13 protein-coding genes and 1 pseudogene are annotated in these 12649 nt (G+C 62.2%); 10 read left to right on the top strand and 4 right to left on the bottom strand.

Going from position 1 to position 12649, the window contains the following annotated elements; all coding sequences use genetic code 11:
* Positions 1-15: 15 nt before the first annotated feature.
* The 6 genes and pseudogenes from benC to KHO53_RS25605 form a co-directional block, all read left to right on the top strand.
* Positions 16-1026 carry a benzoate 1,2-dioxygenase electron transfer component BenC gene (benC, locus tag KHO53_RS10435; protein ID WP_010222766.1) on the top strand — a complete coding sequence of 337 codons (1011 nt, stop codon included), beginning with the start codon at positions 16-18 and terminating at the stop codon, positions 1024-1026.
* Positions 1027-1091: 65 nt separating this feature from the next.
* A complete protein-coding gene (locus KHO53_RS10430) occupies positions 1092-1850 on the top strand; it encodes a 1,6-dihydroxycyclohexa-2,4-diene-1-carboxylate dehydrogenase (RefSeq protein ID WP_010222767.1) in 759 nt (252 codons plus the stop codon).
* 19 nt (positions 1851-1869) lie between these two features.
* Positions 1870-2991 carry a muconate cycloisomerase family protein gene (locus tag KHO53_RS10425; protein ID WP_213570273.1) on the top strand — a complete coding sequence of 374 codons (1122 nt, stop codon included), beginning with the start codon at positions 1870-1872 and terminating at the stop codon, positions 2989-2991.
* 15 nt (positions 2992-3006) lie between these two features.
* Positions 3007-3297 (top strand): muconolactone Delta-isomerase, encoded by a 291-nt coding sequence (gene catC / locus KHO53_RS10420; protein ID WP_010222769.1) that lies wholly within the window; start codon positions 3007-3009, stop codon positions 3295-3297.
* Between the two features lie 39 nt (positions 3298-3336).
* Entirely contained in the window at positions 3337-4269 is a 933-nt protein-coding gene (gene catA / locus KHO53_RS10415; protein WP_010222770.1) for a catechol 1,2-dioxygenase, read from the top strand.
* Between the two features lie 63 nt (positions 4270-4332).
* Positions 4333-4476: pseudogene (locus KHO53_RS25605) on the top strand (benzoate/H(+) symporter BenE family transporter); the annotation flags it as partial.
* Positions 4477-4500: 24 nt separating this feature from the next.
* Here KHO53_RS25605 and lpdA read toward each other — a convergent pair.
* A complete protein-coding gene (gene lpdA, locus KHO53_RS10405; protein ID WP_159389341.1) occupies positions 4501-5901 on the bottom strand; it encodes a dihydrolipoyl dehydrogenase in 1401 nt (466 codons plus the stop codon).
* 209 nt (positions 5902-6110) lie between these two features.
* Between lpdA and cfaB the strand changes: the two genes are divergently transcribed.
* Positions 6111-7295 carry a C17 cyclopropane fatty acid synthase CfaB gene (gene cfaB / locus KHO53_RS10400; RefSeq protein ID WP_010222772.1) on the top strand — a complete coding sequence of 395 codons (1185 nt, stop codon included), beginning with the start codon at positions 6111-6113 and terminating at the stop codon, positions 7293-7295.
* Positions 7296-7301: 6 nt separating this feature from the next.
* On the opposite strand, the gene cls is transcribed toward cfaB, so the two are convergent.
* Entirely contained in the window at positions 7302-8741 is a 1440-nt protein-coding gene (cls, locus tag KHO53_RS10395) for a cardiolipin synthase (protein ID WP_010222773.1), read from the bottom strand.
* Positions 8742-8868: 127 nt separating this feature from the next.
* Between cls and KHO53_RS10390 the strand changes: the two genes are divergently transcribed.
* The gene (locus tag KHO53_RS10390; protein WP_010222774.1) at positions 8869-9396 is read left to right on the top strand and encodes a DUF3617 domain-containing protein; all 528 of its coding nucleotides are present in this window, start codon (positions 8869-8871) and stop codon (positions 9394-9396) included.
* Positions 9397-9402: 6 nt separating this feature from the next.
* Here the strand turns inward: KHO53_RS10390 and folE2 are convergent, their stop codons facing one another.
* Both folE2 and KHO53_RS10380 read right to left on the bottom strand, forming a co-directional pair.
* Positions 9403-10290 (bottom strand): GTP cyclohydrolase FolE2, encoded by an 888-nt coding sequence (folE2, locus tag KHO53_RS10385; RefSeq protein WP_010222775.1) that lies wholly within the window; start codon positions 10288-10290, stop codon positions 9403-9405.
* Between the two features lie 24 nt (positions 10291-10314).
* Positions 10315-10701 (bottom strand): glutamine synthetase, encoded by a 387-nt coding sequence (locus tag KHO53_RS10380; RefSeq protein WP_213570272.1) that lies wholly within the window; start codon positions 10699-10701, stop codon positions 10315-10317.
* Positions 10702-10819: 118 nt separating this feature from the next.
* On the opposite strand from KHO53_RS10380, the gene zigA reads away from it, so the two are divergent.
* Together zigA and KHO53_RS10370 are read left to right on the top strand one after the other, a co-directional pair.
* Positions 10820-12028 carry a zinc metallochaperone GTPase ZigA gene (gene zigA / locus KHO53_RS10375; RefSeq protein WP_010222777.1) on the top strand — a complete coding sequence of 403 codons (1209 nt, stop codon included), beginning with the start codon at positions 10820-10822 and terminating at the stop codon, positions 12026-12028.
* Positions 12028-12636, top strand: coding sequence for a DUF1826 domain-containing protein (locus tag KHO53_RS10370; RefSeq protein ID WP_036995264.1), 609 nt, complete (start codon positions 12028-12030; stop codon positions 12634-12636). The genes zigA and KHO53_RS10370 overlap by 1 nt, the downstream gene beginning before the upstream one ends.
* Positions 12637-12649: the final 13 nt, after the last annotated feature.

Genomic DNA, 12649 nt, shown 5'->3' with positions numbered 1-12649 from the left:
GCTGCGAGGTGCGCCATGCACAAGATCGCCTTGAATTTCGAGGACGGGGTCACCCGTTTCATCGACGCTACCGCTGAAGAAACCGTGGCCGATGCCGCCTACCGCCAGGGCATCAACATTCCGCTGGACTGCCGCGATGGCGCCTGCGGTACCTGTAAGTGTTTTGCCGAAGCTGGCCGTTACGACCTTGGCCAGGAATACATCGAAGACGCCTTGAGCGAGGAAGAAGCCGCCCAGGGTTATGTGCTGACCTGCCAGATGCGCGCCGAGAGCGACTGCGTGGTGCGTGTGCCGGCTTCCTCGCAACTGTGCAAGACCGAGCAGGCCAGCTATCAGGCCAGCATCAGCGCCGTGCGCCAACTGTCGGACAGCACCATTGCCCTGTCGATCAAGGGCGAGGCCCTGAGCCGCCTGGCCTTTTTGCCGGGGCAGTACGTCAACCTCGGCGTGCCCGGCAGCGAGCAGACCCGCGCCTATTCCTTCAGTTCGTTGCAGAAGGACGGCGAGGTCAGTTTCCTGATCCGCAACGTGCCGGGCGGCTTGATGAGCAGCTTCCTGACCGGCCTGGCCAAGGCCGGCGACAGTATGACCCTGGCTGGCCCCCTGGGCAGCTTCTACCTGCGCGAGATCCGTCGACCATTGCTGCTGCTGGCCGGTGGCACCGGGCTGGCGCCGTTCACCGCGATGCTCGAGAAGATCGCCGAAGAGGGCAGCGAGCATCCGCTGCACCTGATCTACGGCGTCACCAACGACTTCGACCTGGTCGAGCTGGACCGCCTGCAGGCCTTTGCCGCGCGCATTGCCAACTTCAGCTTCAGCGCCTGCGTGGCCAACCCCGAGAGCCAGCATCCGCTCAAGGGCTACGTCACCCAGCACATCGAGCCGCGCCACCTCAACGAAGGCGATGTCGACGTGTACCTGTGCGGCCCGCCGCCGATGGTCGAGGCGGTCAGCCAGTACATCCGCGAACAGGGCATTACTCCGGCGAACTTCTACTACGAGAAATTCGCTGCCGCCGCTGCCTGAAGCCGTTTTATGGGGCCGGGCGCATCGTGCGGGTACGGTCGGTCCCTTTTTTATTCGAGGTTGTCATGAACAGATTCACCAACAAGGTTGCGCTGGTTACCGGCGCGGCGCAGGGGATCGGCCGCCGTCTGTGCGAGCGTCTGCTCGAAGAAGGCGCGACGCTGGTGGCCGTGGATCGCTCGGAACTGGTGCATGAACTGCAAGGCGAGGGCGTGCTGAGCCTGACCGCCGATCTTGAACAGCACAGCGAATGCAGCCGGGTAATGGCTGCGGCGGTGGAGCATTTCGGCCGCCTTGATGTGCTGGTCAACAACGTGGGCGGCACCCTCTGGGCCAAGCCGTTCGAGCACTACGAAGCGGCGCAGATCGAAGCGGAAGTGCGCCGCTCGCTGTTCCCCACCCTGTGGTGCTGCCATGCCGCGCTGCCATACATGCTCGAACAGGGCAGCGGGTCGATCGTCAACGTCTCCTCGATTGCGACTCGCAGCATCAATCGCGTGCCCTATGGTGCGGCCAAGGGTGGCGTCAATGCCCTGACCGCCTGCCTGGCCTTCGAAACCGCCGGGCGCGGTGTGCGGGTCAATGCCACGGCGCCGGGTGGCACCGAAGCGCCGCCACGGCGGGTGCCGCGCAACAGCGCGGAGCAGAGTGGCGAAGAGAAAATCTGGTACCAGCAGATCGTCGACCAGACCCTCGACAGCAGCCTGATGAAACGCTACGGCAACCTCGATGAACAGGTTGGCGCGATCCTCTTTCTCGCTAGCGACGAAGCCTCTTACATCACCGGCACGGTGCTGCCGGTCGGCGGCGGCGACCTCGGTTGAGCGCCCCTGGAGAACCTTGATGAGTCATCCCCTGATTGAACGCATCTCGACCCTGATCGTCGACCTGCCAACCATTCGCCCGCACAAGCTGGCGATGCACACCATGCAGCAGCAAACCCTGGTGATCATCCGCCTGCAGTGCAGCGACGGCATCGAAGGCCTCGGCGAAGCCACCACCATCGGCGGCCTGGCCTATGGCAACGAAAGCCCGGAAAGCATCAAGCAGAACATCGACAGCTACTTTGCGCCGCTGTTGGTCGGGCTGGATGCCAGCAACATCAACGCCGCCATGCAGCGCCTGGACAAGGTGATCAAGGGCAACACCTTCGCCCGCTCGGGGATCGAAAGCGCCTTGCTCGATGGCCAGGGCAAACGCCAAGGCCTGGCGGTCAGCGAGTTGCTCGGCGGGCGCGTGCGCGACAGCCTGGAAGTGGCCTGGACCCTGGCCAGCGGCGACACCGGGCGCGACATTGCCGAGGCCGAGCAGATGCTCGACCTGCGCCGCCACCGGATCTTCAAGCTGAAGATCGGTGCCAGTGAAGTGGCCCATGACCTGCGCCATGTCATCGCGATCAAGCGGGCCCTGGGTGAGCGCGCCAGTGTGCGCGTCGACGTCAACCAGTATTGGGACGAGTCCCAGGCGATCCGCGCCTGCCAGGTGCTGGGCGACAACGGCGTCGACCTGATCGAGCAACCGATCTCGCGCATCAACCGTGCCGGCCAGGTGCGCCTGAACCAACGCAGCCCGGCGCCGATCATGGCCGATGAGTCGATTGAAAGCGTCGAGGATGCCTTCAGTCTCGCGGCCGACGGCGCGGCCAGCATCTTCGCCCTGAAGATCGCCAAGAACGGTGGCCCGCGGGCCGTGCTGCGAACCGCGCAAATCGCCGAAGCCGCCGGTATCGCCCTGTACGGCGGGACCATGCTCGAAGGCTCGATCGGCACCCTGGCTGCCGCGCACGCCTTCGTCACCCTCAACCAGCTGACCTGGCACACCGAGCTGTTCGGCCCGCTGCTGCTGACGGAAGAGATCGTGGTCGAAGCGCCGCTGTACCGCGACTTCGCCCTGCACGTGCCACGCACCCCCGGCCTTGGCCTGACCCTGGACGAAGAGCGCCTGGCGTTCTTCAGCCGCAAGTAAGCAAGGAGAGACGCCATGTTGTTCCACGTGAAAATGACCGTGAAATTGCCCCTGGACATGGACCCGGCCAACGCCGCGCAGCTCAAGGCCGACGAGAAGGAACTGGCCCAGCGCCTGCAGCGCGAAGGCAGCTGGCGCCACCTGTGGCGCATCGCCGGGCACTACGCCAACTACAGCGTGTTCGACCTGCCCAGCGTCGAAGCGCTGCACGACACCCTGATGCAACTGCCGTTATTCCCCTACATGGACATCGAGGTCGACGGCCTGTGCCGCCACCCGTCATCGATCCACAGCGACGACCGCTGAACACCGAGCGCCGATAACAACAATTCGAGGTAACCCGTCATGACCGTGAAGATTGCTCACACTGCCGATATCCAGACATTCTTCGAAGAAGTCAGTGGCCTGCACAACGACCAGGGCAACCCACGCCTGAAGCTGCTGACCCAGCGCATCGTCAACGATGTAGCGCGCCTCATCGAAGACCTGCAAGTGACCCCTGACGAGTTCTGGAAGGCGGTCGACTACCTCAACCGCCTCGGTTCGCGCCAGGAAGCCGGCCTGCTGGTGGCCGGGCTGGGCGTCGAGCACTATCTGGACCTGCAACTGGATGCTCAGGATGCCGAAGCCGGCATCAGTGGCGGCACCCCGCGGACCATCGAAGGCCCGTTGTATGTGGCGGGCGCACCACTGGCCGAAGGCGAAGTGCGTATGGACGATGGCCGTGACCCGGGCACGGTGATGTTCCTCCAGGGCCGCGTGCTGGATGAACAAGGTCAGCCGGTGGCGGGCGCCGTGGTCGACCTGTGGCATGCCAACACTCAGGGCACCTACTCGTATTTCGACAGCACGCAGTCCGAGTTCAACCTGCGCCGGCGCATCGTTACCGACGCCGAAGGCCGCTACCGCGCCCGCAGTATCGTGCCGTCGGGCTACGGTTGCCCTGCGGACGGGCCGACCCAGGAGTTGCTCACTCAGCTCGGTCGTCACGGCAATCGCCCAGCGCATATCCACTTCTTCATCTCGGCGCCTGGCTACCGGCACCTGACCACCCAGATCAACCTGGCGGGCGATGAGTACCTGTGGGATGACTTCGCTTATGCCACCCGTGACGGGTTGATTGGCGAGTTGCGCTTTGTCGAGGATGCGGCGGCGGCCGATGCCCGTGGGGTAGAAGGGCGCTTTGCCGAGATGGACTTTGACTTCCAGCTGTTGAGTGCGCCCAAGCCTGCCAGTGAACAGCGCAGCAAGCGGCCGCGGGCGTTGCAGGACGTTTGAGGCCGGGTTGAATCCATCGCTGGCAAGCCAGCTCCCACAAGGTTCAGTGCAAACCCTGTGGGAGCTGGCCCCCTGGTGATCATCTTCCAGGCCGCCCACAGCGCCCAGCTGTCGGCGGCCGAACTGTCTTCGTGGGTCTGGGCGATTTCCATCGGCAGTGGTCTGCTTGGGGTGATCCTCAGCCTGTGGCGACGGGCGCCACAGGTTGGCAGGGCAGGGGCGGCCGACTGATCAGATCTGCATGGCTTTGCCATCGACGTTCATCGCCGCCTGGCGCAGGGCCTCGGAGCGGGTCGGGTGCGGGTGGCAGGTGAGGGCGATGTCTTCGGCCGAGGCGCTGAACTCCATGGCCACGCAGTATTCGCCGATCATCTCGCTGACGCTCGGGCCGACCAGGTGCACACCCAGCACTTCATCGGTACGGGCGTCGGCCAGGACCTTGGCAAAGCCTTCGGTCTCGTGGTTGATCTTGGCCCGGCTGTTGGCGCTGAAAGGGAACTTGCCGACCTTGTATTCACGGCCCTCGGCCTTGAGCTGCTCTTCGGTCTTGCCGACGCTGGCCAGCTCCGGGCGGGTGTAGATGACCGCCGGGATCAGGTTGTAATTGACCTCGTGAGCCTTGCCGGCAATCTGCTCAATGCAGGAGATCGCTTCGTCCTCGGCCTTGTGCGCGAGCATCGCCCCGGAAGTGACATCGCCGATCACCCAGACCCCTGGCACGCCGGTGCGATGGTGCTGGTTGGCGAGCATGCCGCGCTTGTCGGTCTCAAGGCCGACGCTTTCCAGGCCCAAGCCCTGGGTGTAGGGGCGACGGCCAATGGCGACCAGCACGTAATCGGCTTCGAGGGTTTCGGCGCTGCCGCCAGCGGCAGGCTCCAGGCTCAGGTTCACCCCTTGCGCTGAAACCGTGGCCTGGGTGACTTTGCTGCCGAGCTTGAACTTCATGCCTTGCTTGGCCAGGGAGCGTTGCAGGGTTTTTGCCGCTTCTTCATCGGTGCCGGGGCAGATGCGATCAAGGTACTCGACCACGGTTACCTGGCTGCCCAACCGGCGCCACACCGAACCCAGCTCCAGGCCGATGACCCCGGCGCCGATGACCACCAGGTGCTTGGGCACTTCACCCAGGGCCAGGGCGCCAGTGGAGTCGATAATGCGCTGGTTGTCGATGGTCACGCCTGGCAGCGGCGTCGGCTCCGAGCCGGTAGCGATGACAATGTCCTTGGCCTGCAGCTCAGTGATGACACCCTGCTCATCGCTGACCGTGACCCGGCCGACGCCATCGAGCTTGCCCCAGCCCTTGATCCAGTCGACCTTGTTCTTGCGAAACAGGAACTCGATGCCTTTGGTCAGGCCGCTGACGCTTTCGTCCTTCTGTTTCATCATCTGCGCGAGGTTGAGGGTTGGTTTGACCTCGATGCCAAGGCTGGCGAACTCGCCGCCTACTGCCGCTTCATACAACTCAGAGGCATGCAGTAGCGCTTTGGACGGCATGCAGCCGACGTTCAGGCACGTGCCCCCCAGGGTTGAACGACCTTCGACGCACGCCACGCTCAAGCCAAGCTGGCCAGCACGAATAGCCGCGTTGTAGCCGCCAGGCCCGCCGCCAATGATCACTACATCATAGGTTTTCATTGTTGTACTCCAGGATGAAGAATCGACAATGGCGCCAAGACTAATCTGCACAACGGCTGATTGTATACAATTGATCGTGGGTACCCGCCGCGCCCGCAAGGTCTGGAACGGGCCCGGCAGGCTCAGACTATGGTCTGTATTAGCTGAAACTTGCTGTGAATGAACTACCCTTTTGGACAGACGTCCGATGAAAAAAGGAGGCTAATTTCATGCTTGCGCAACTTCCACCTGTTCTGCAAAGCCTGCGACTACCACTGCGACTGAAGCTCTGGGATGGTCATGCGTTCGATCTGGGGCCCAAGCCGCAAGTCACCATCCTGGTCAAGGATCCGCAGCTGATTACCCAACTGGCCCATCCGAGCCTGGATGAACTGGGCGCTGCATTTGTCGAAGGCAAGCTGGACCTGGAGGGCTCCATCGGTGAGGTGATTCGTGTCTGCGATGAACTGAGCGTAGCCTTGCTCAAGGATGAAGAAGACCCACAGCCGGTGCGCGCCGAGCATGACAAGGCTACCGATGCGGCGGCGATTTCCTATCACTATGACCTGTCCAACGCCTTCTACCAGTTGTGGCTGGATAGCGACATGGCGTACTCCTGCGCCTATTTCAAATCACCCACCAACACCCTGGAGCAAGCCCAGCAGAACAAGTTCGAGCACCTGTGCCGCAAGCTGCGCCTGCACAAGGGCGATTACCTGCTCGATGTCGGCTGTGGTTGGGGCGGGTTGGCACGTTATGCGGCCAGGGAGTTCGGTGCCAAGGTGTTCGGCATCACCCTGAGCAAGGAACAGCTCAAGCTGGGCCGTGAACGGGTCAAGGCCGATGGCCTGGAGGGGCAGGTGGAGCTGCAGATTCTCGATTACCGCGACCTGCCCCAGGACGGGCGCTTTGACAAGGTGGTCAGCGTTGGCATGTTCGAACACGTCGGCCATGCCAACCTGGCGTTGTACTGCCAGCGCCTGTTTGGCGCGGTGCGCGAAGGGGGCCTGGTGATGAACCACGGCATTACCGCCAAGCACACTGACGGGCGACCGGTCGGGCGGGGCGCGGGCAACTTCATTGAGCGCTACGTGTTCCCCCATGGCGAGCTACCGCACTTGTCGATGATCAGCGCACGGATCAGCGAGGCAGGCCTGGAAATCGTCGACGTCGAAAGCCTGCGCCTGCATTACGCGCGGACTTTGGAGCACTGGAGCAACCGCCTCGAAGCACAACTGGACAAGGCTAGCGCGCTGGTACCGGAGCGGGCCTTGCGCATCTGGCGCCTGTACCTGGCCGGCTGCTCCTATGCCTTTGCCAAGGGCTGGATCAACCTGCACCAGATACTGGCAGTGAAGCCTTTCGCCGATGGCAGCCACGATTTGCCGCTGACCCGCGAAGATTTCTACCGCTAAGACAGCTTACAGAATCGGCGAAATCAGCCGTGCGATACGCATCCCCAGTTGTTGCAGGCGGTGCGTGTCGCGAGTGTCTTCGGCGGTGATCTCCCGGGCGCGATCAAAGTCATCGGTGAGCATGGTTTCGACCTGATCGGCAAATTCGCGGTCGACGGTCAGCAGCATGATCTCAAAGTTGAGCCGAAACGAACGGTTGTCGAGGTTGGCGCTGCCGATGGCACTGATCTCGTTATCGATCAGCACCACCTTCTGATGCAGGAAACCTGGTTCAAAACGAAACATCCGCACCCCGGCGCGCACCGCCTCGAAGGCGAACAGGCTGGAGGCGGCGTAGACGATGCGGTGGTCCGGGCGTGAGGGAATCAGGATGCGCACGTCGACGCCGCGCAGCACCGCCAGGCGCAGGGCGGCGAACACCGCTTCGTCGGGGATGAAGTAGGGGCTGGTGATCCACAGCCGCTCACGCGCCGAATGGATAGCCTCGACGAAGAACAGCGAACAGGTTTCCTGTGGGTCGGCCGGGCCGCTGGCGAGCACTTGGCAGAGCACGCCGTCTTCCGGGTAGGTCTCCGGCAGGATCAGCGGCGGTAATGTCCGTGACGCCCAGAACCAGTCTTCAGCGAACGACTCCTGCAGGCAGGCCAACACCGGCCCACTGACCTGCACGTGGGTATCGCGCCAGGGCGACAGCTTGGGGTTAGCGCCCAGGTACTCATCGCCAACGTTATGTCCGCCAACAAACCCCAGCAGGCCATCGACCACGACGATCTTGCGGTGGTTACGGAAGTTGACCTGGAAGCGGTTGAACCAGCCGCGACGGGTCGCGAAGGCGCGGATGTTCACGCCACCCTCGCGCAGTGTGTGGTTGTAGGCCGAGGGTAGGGCATGGCTGCCGACGCTGTCATAGAGCACGTAGACCTTCACGCCTTCGGCGGCTTTTTTCAATAGCAGGGCCTGCAACTGCCGCCCCAGATCATCGTCGTGAATGATGAAAAACTGCACCAGCACTGTGTCGCGAGCACCGGCGATGGCGCGAAAGATCGCATCGAAAGTGGCCTTGCCGTCGACCAGCAAGCGCACCTGATTATTGGCCAGGCAGGGCATGCGCCCGAGCCTGGGCATCGCCCGCAGCGCGCCATAGGACTCCGAGTTGCGTGCGGCCAGCGCTTCCTCGACCCACGGTCGCCAGTTCAGGTCCGCCATGGCCACGTGCATTTCCCGGTTGGCCTGGCGCCGGGCCTCGATGTAGGCATCGAAGGTACGGCTGCCGAACACCAGGTAGGGGATGAGGGTGAAGTAGGGAATGAACAGCAGCGACATTGCCCAGGCAATCGCCCCCTGAGCGGTGCGCACTGTGAACACCGCATGCAACGCGGCGATACCGCCGAGCAGGTGAATCACACCAATGAGATAACCGAAGAAGTAGGGGCTGTGGTAATCCATACGCATCCTGCTGTCCGAAGGCTCTGCCCCTAACAGAGCATGTTCCAGGCCGCCGTTGCAACCGAAAGCACAAAATGACGTCTAAGCTGTGTTCCAGCTTGGGGCTGGAGTTTTGAGGAGTCATTACATGAAGAGTCGTCTGCCAATGCTGGCACTGGTGCTGGGCCTGGCGAGCCCGTTGGTGCATGCGCAGATGTTGCAACCTGGCCTGTGGGAGCTGACCACCAGCAACATGCAGGTCGATGGCAAGCCACTGCCGGACATGGGCTTCATGCTCGGCCAGCTGAAGAATCTGCCGCCAGAGCAACGGGCGATGATCGAGGGCGGCCTGGCCAAGCAAGGGATCAGTGTGGCGGGTCAGGGGGTGCGCTCCTGCCTGACCCCCGAGCAAGTGAAAAGCAACGACATCCCGCTGCAAGATCCCAAGTCTGGTTGCACTCAAAAAATCACCGAGCGCAACGGCAATGTCTGGAAATTCACCTTCAGTTGCCCGAAAGCTCAGGGCAATGGCGAAGCCACGTTTCTCAACAATCGCGAGTTCCTGACCAAGGTCAACGGTACCTTCAACGCTTCCGGTGTGCAGCAGCAAGGCAGCATGAATACCCGTGCGGTGTGGCTGGGCAATGATTGCGGTACGGTCAAGCCGCGAACCTGAAGCGCCTCACCAGTGCCATTGGCTGTGGGCGACTGCGTCGTGGGCATGCAGGCTTTCGGCATGTTCCACGCGCAGGTTGAAGCCGCCGAGCCAGGGTAGCGTCTTCAAAGCCACATGAAGCCGTCGGGCGGCATCTTCGCAGAACATCAGATTCTGACCGTTGGCCAACGCAAAAGCCTGTTCATCAGCACGCTTTACCGCAGTTTGTACCGCGGTACCCAAGGCTTTTTCAGCGTGGTCGATCAGCGCTTCTATCGGCAGCTCATTAATGCCTTGGCGCAATCGAGCCTGCAGCTTCGCTACGCTGCGTTGGCTGTGAGGTGTGGCGACGATGCCCTGGGCACTTCCGAGCCAACTCAAGACAGCCTCATGGCTCAAGGTGCGATTGCCAAAGTCGGTGAGAAATTGCTGCTGAATCAACTGCCGGGCCAAGGCAGCGGAACAGGGGCAGGTGGAGGAATACTCCACATCGACAAATAGTTCCACGTGGAACACTCCGTCTTTTAGCTGCGCATTCAGGGTAACCGGATAGGCTTTCCAGCCCGCCAACGGGCTGATCAAGGCAGGGCGTTTGAGCATCAGTTCGAAACGAAGGGTCAAGAAGGCGCTGGCGGAAAGGCCGATGTGGCTGTCGAGAAAGCACTCCAGCACCGCGTTCAGCAACACAGGACTCAAGGCCTGGTGTTCCAGTGCCTCCAGCGCCAGGTACAAGCGTGACATGTGAATGCCCCGGGACGCGCCATCATCAAGGCTGACACCTGCGTCGGCACTTGCTCGCAGAATCTGCCCGTTGATCTGCAGCGGCAGGGCAATGCCACACATGCCTACCCAATCCAAGGGCAACTGACTGTTGGTGGCTTGGGCAGCGATGTCAGGAAGGGTGAAAGCGCTCATCAGTGGTTCACTTTTCAAGGAAGACTATTGGCAGCCGTTCAGGCGATTGCAGCGCAGATTGAAACGCTGCCCGGTGGAACTCGACACGCTGTTCAAGGTGGTCCAGCCCACACGCCGGCTGTAACCGACCCAGGTTTCACCGTTGCTCGCCACGCCTGTGTAAAAGGTCAATTGGCCATAGCGGCTGTTGGTTTGCGCCCATAGCCTACGACCTTGCATTTCAAAGCCCCGCAGGTAGGTCGTGTTGCCTTGGGTTTGCACGCTGTAGTAATTGCCTTGGGCATCGCTGCAGGCAAGCAGGGTTGCGCTGCGGGTACAGAGCGCCAGGCCGTTGCTCAAGGGCGTGGTGTTGGCGCTGGCGAACTCGCACAGCAGCAACACGGCGAAGGCAAACAAGTAACGCGATTTCATCTTTCAGGTCGGCCTTTGGTCATGTTCTGGGCGAAGTAGGTTGGCGAGATTGTATTGTTATAATATAACATTGCGCAACGCATCGTTCGAATGCTCTCTCCTGATGAGGATCGCCCCCATGCCCGACCGTCTTCCCGTAACCGTGCTCTCCGGCTTTTTGGGTGCCGGCAAAAGCACGCTGCTCAATCACGTGTTGAAAAACCGCGACAACCTACGGGTCGCGGTGATCGTCAACGACATGAGTGAAATCAACATCGATGCCAGTGAGGTCCAGCGCAACGTCAGCCTTAACCGTGCCGAAGAGAAGCTGGTGGAGATGAGCAACGGTTGCATCTGCTGCACCCTGCGTGAAGACCTGCTCGAAGAGGTCGCCCGCCTGGCCCGGGAGGGGCGTTTCGATTACCTGTTGATCGAGTCCACCGGCATCTCCGAGCCGCTGCCAGTCGCCGAGACCTTTACCTTTCGCGACGAGCAAGGCCGCAGCCTGGCCGACCAGGCGCGCCTTGATACCATGGTCACCGTGGTCGATGGCTTGAACTTCCTGCGTGACTATCAGGCCGCCGAAAGCCTGGCCAGCCGCGGCGAAACCCTCGGTGATGAAGACGAGCGTTCGATCAGTGACCTGCTGATCGAGCAGGTGGAGTTCGCCGATGTAATCCTGCTGAGCAAGATCGACCTGATCAGCAGTGCCGAGCGCGAAGAGCTCAGCGCCATCCTGCGCAGCCTCAACGCCCAGGCGCAGATTGTGCCGATGGTCATGGGCCAGGTGGCGTTGCCACAGATCCTCAATACTGGCCTGTTCGACTTCGAGCGCGCAGCCCAGGCGCCCGGCTGGCTGCAGGAACTGCGCGGGGAGCATGTGCCGGAAACCGAGGAATACGGAATTGCCGCCACCACCTGGCAAGCCCGCCGGCCGCTGCATCCGCAGCGCTTTTTCGACTTTATCCACACGCCGTGGAACAACGGTCGGCTGCTGCGCTCCAAAGGCTTTTTTTGGCTGGCCAGCAAGCACCAGGACGCCGGTAGCTGGTCGCAGGCCGGCGGCATGATGCGCCATGGCTTTGCCGGACGCTGGTGGCGCTTCGTTCCACGCGAGCACTGGCCGCAAGATGAGCAGAGCACTGCGGCGATCCTCAAGAACTGGAGCGCCGAATGCGGTGATTGCCGTCAGGAGCTGGTGTTTATTGGCCAGAACATCGACTTCGCGCGGCTGGATGCCGAGCTCTCGGCCTGCCTGCTCGACGATGCAGAAATGGCGGCGGGTGTGCACAGCTGGCAGCAATTGCCCGACCCGTTTGGCCCCTGGTTCGACGAGGAAGCGGCGTAATGCGCCAGGCGTTCGGCGAAACGCCCCAGGTGCTCACCGAGGCGTTGCAGGACGGGGTAAACCTTGCGGTTTGGCAGCGGCGCCTGCCGGTGCAGATCGAGGACTTTGCCCGGTTGCTGTTGTCGTTGAACCAGCCACTGGGTGAAAGCCGGGTAATCGAGCTGGATGACCAGCATCAGTTGCCGGACCTCAACGGCTTGCTGGGTGGCTATGCCGACCTGGAGGGCCAGAGGGCGTTTCTCACTGACGTTGCCTGGCTGGTGAGTGCCTACGCTTGCCTGCTCGACGCCCGGCGTGTCGGTCTGCGGTTACAGGCGCTGAGCAGCGCCATGTGCCCGCGGTTTCATGTCGACCATGTACCCCTGCGTTTGCTGAGCACCTATGCCGGCCCAGGCAGTGAATGGCTGGAAGAAGGTGCAATCGACCGATCGCAGCTTGCCCGGGAGCAGCCCGCTGCCAGTGCGGTCCGCCAGTTGGGCAGCGGTGAGGTGGCCTTGCTCAAGGGCGAGAAGTGGCTCGGCAACCAGGGTGGCGGGCTGGTCCATCGCTCGCCGGCGCTGTTGAATGGCGAACGTCGCCTGATTCTCAGCCTTGACTGGATGGCCTGAAATAGCGGCATAG

It is taken from the genome of Pseudomonas sp. RC2C2 (genome assembly GCF_018390435.1).
GTDB lineage: Bacteria > Pseudomonadota > Gammaproteobacteria > Pseudomonadales > Pseudomonadaceae > Aquipseudomonas > Aquipseudomonas donghuensis.
Note: the sequence above shows the minus strand (reverse complement) of the source record. Positions and strands in the feature narration are given on the sequence as shown.

Excerpts from the sequence above, each read along its gene's own strand:
- benC (WP_010222766.1), top strand. The coding sequence starts at position 16 with ATGCACAAGATCGCCTTGAATTTCGAGGACGGGGTCACCCGTTTCATC.
- KHO53_RS10430 (WP_010222767.1), top strand. The coding sequence starts at position 1,092 with ATGAACAGATTCACCAACAAGGTTGCGCTGGTTACCGGCGCGGCGCAG.
- KHO53_RS10425 (WP_213570273.1), top strand. The coding sequence starts at position 1,870 with ATGAGTCATCCCCTGATTGAACGCATCTCGACCCTGATCGTCGACCTG.
- catC (WP_010222769.1), top strand. The coding sequence starts at position 3,007 with ATGTTGTTCCACGTGAAAATGACCGTGAAATTGCCCCTGGACATGGAC.
- catA (WP_010222770.1), top strand. The coding sequence starts at position 3,337 with ATGACCGTGAAGATTGCTCACACTGCCGATATCCAGACATTCTTCGAA.
- lpdA (WP_159389341.1), bottom strand. The coding sequence starts at position 5,901 with ATGAAAACCTATGATGTAGTGATCATTGGCGGCGGGCCTGGCGGCTAC.
- cfaB (WP_010222772.1), top strand. The coding sequence starts at position 6,111 with ATGCTTGCGCAACTTCCACCTGTTCTGCAAAGCCTGCGACTACCACTG.
- cls (WP_010222773.1), bottom strand. The coding sequence starts at position 8,741 with ATGGATTACCACAGCCCCTACTTCTTCGGTTATCTCATTGGTGTGATT.
- KHO53_RS10390 (WP_010222774.1), top strand. The coding sequence starts at position 8,869 with ATGAAGAGTCGTCTGCCAATGCTGGCACTGGTGCTGGGCCTGGCGAGC.
- folE2 (WP_010222775.1), bottom strand. The coding sequence starts at position 10,290 with ATGAGCGCTTTCACCCTTCCTGACATCGCTGCCCAAGCCACCAACAGT.
- KHO53_RS10380 (WP_213570272.1), bottom strand. The coding sequence starts at position 10,701 with ATGAAATCGCGTTACTTGTTTGCCTTCGCCGTGTTGCTGCTGTGCGAG.
- zigA (WP_010222777.1), top strand. The coding sequence starts at position 10,820 with ATGCCCGACCGTCTTCCCGTAACCGTGCTCTCCGGCTTTTTGGGTGCC.
- KHO53_RS10370 (WP_036995264.1), top strand. The coding sequence starts at position 12,028 with ATGCGCCAGGCGTTCGGCGAAACGCCCCAGGTGCTCACCGAGGCGTTG.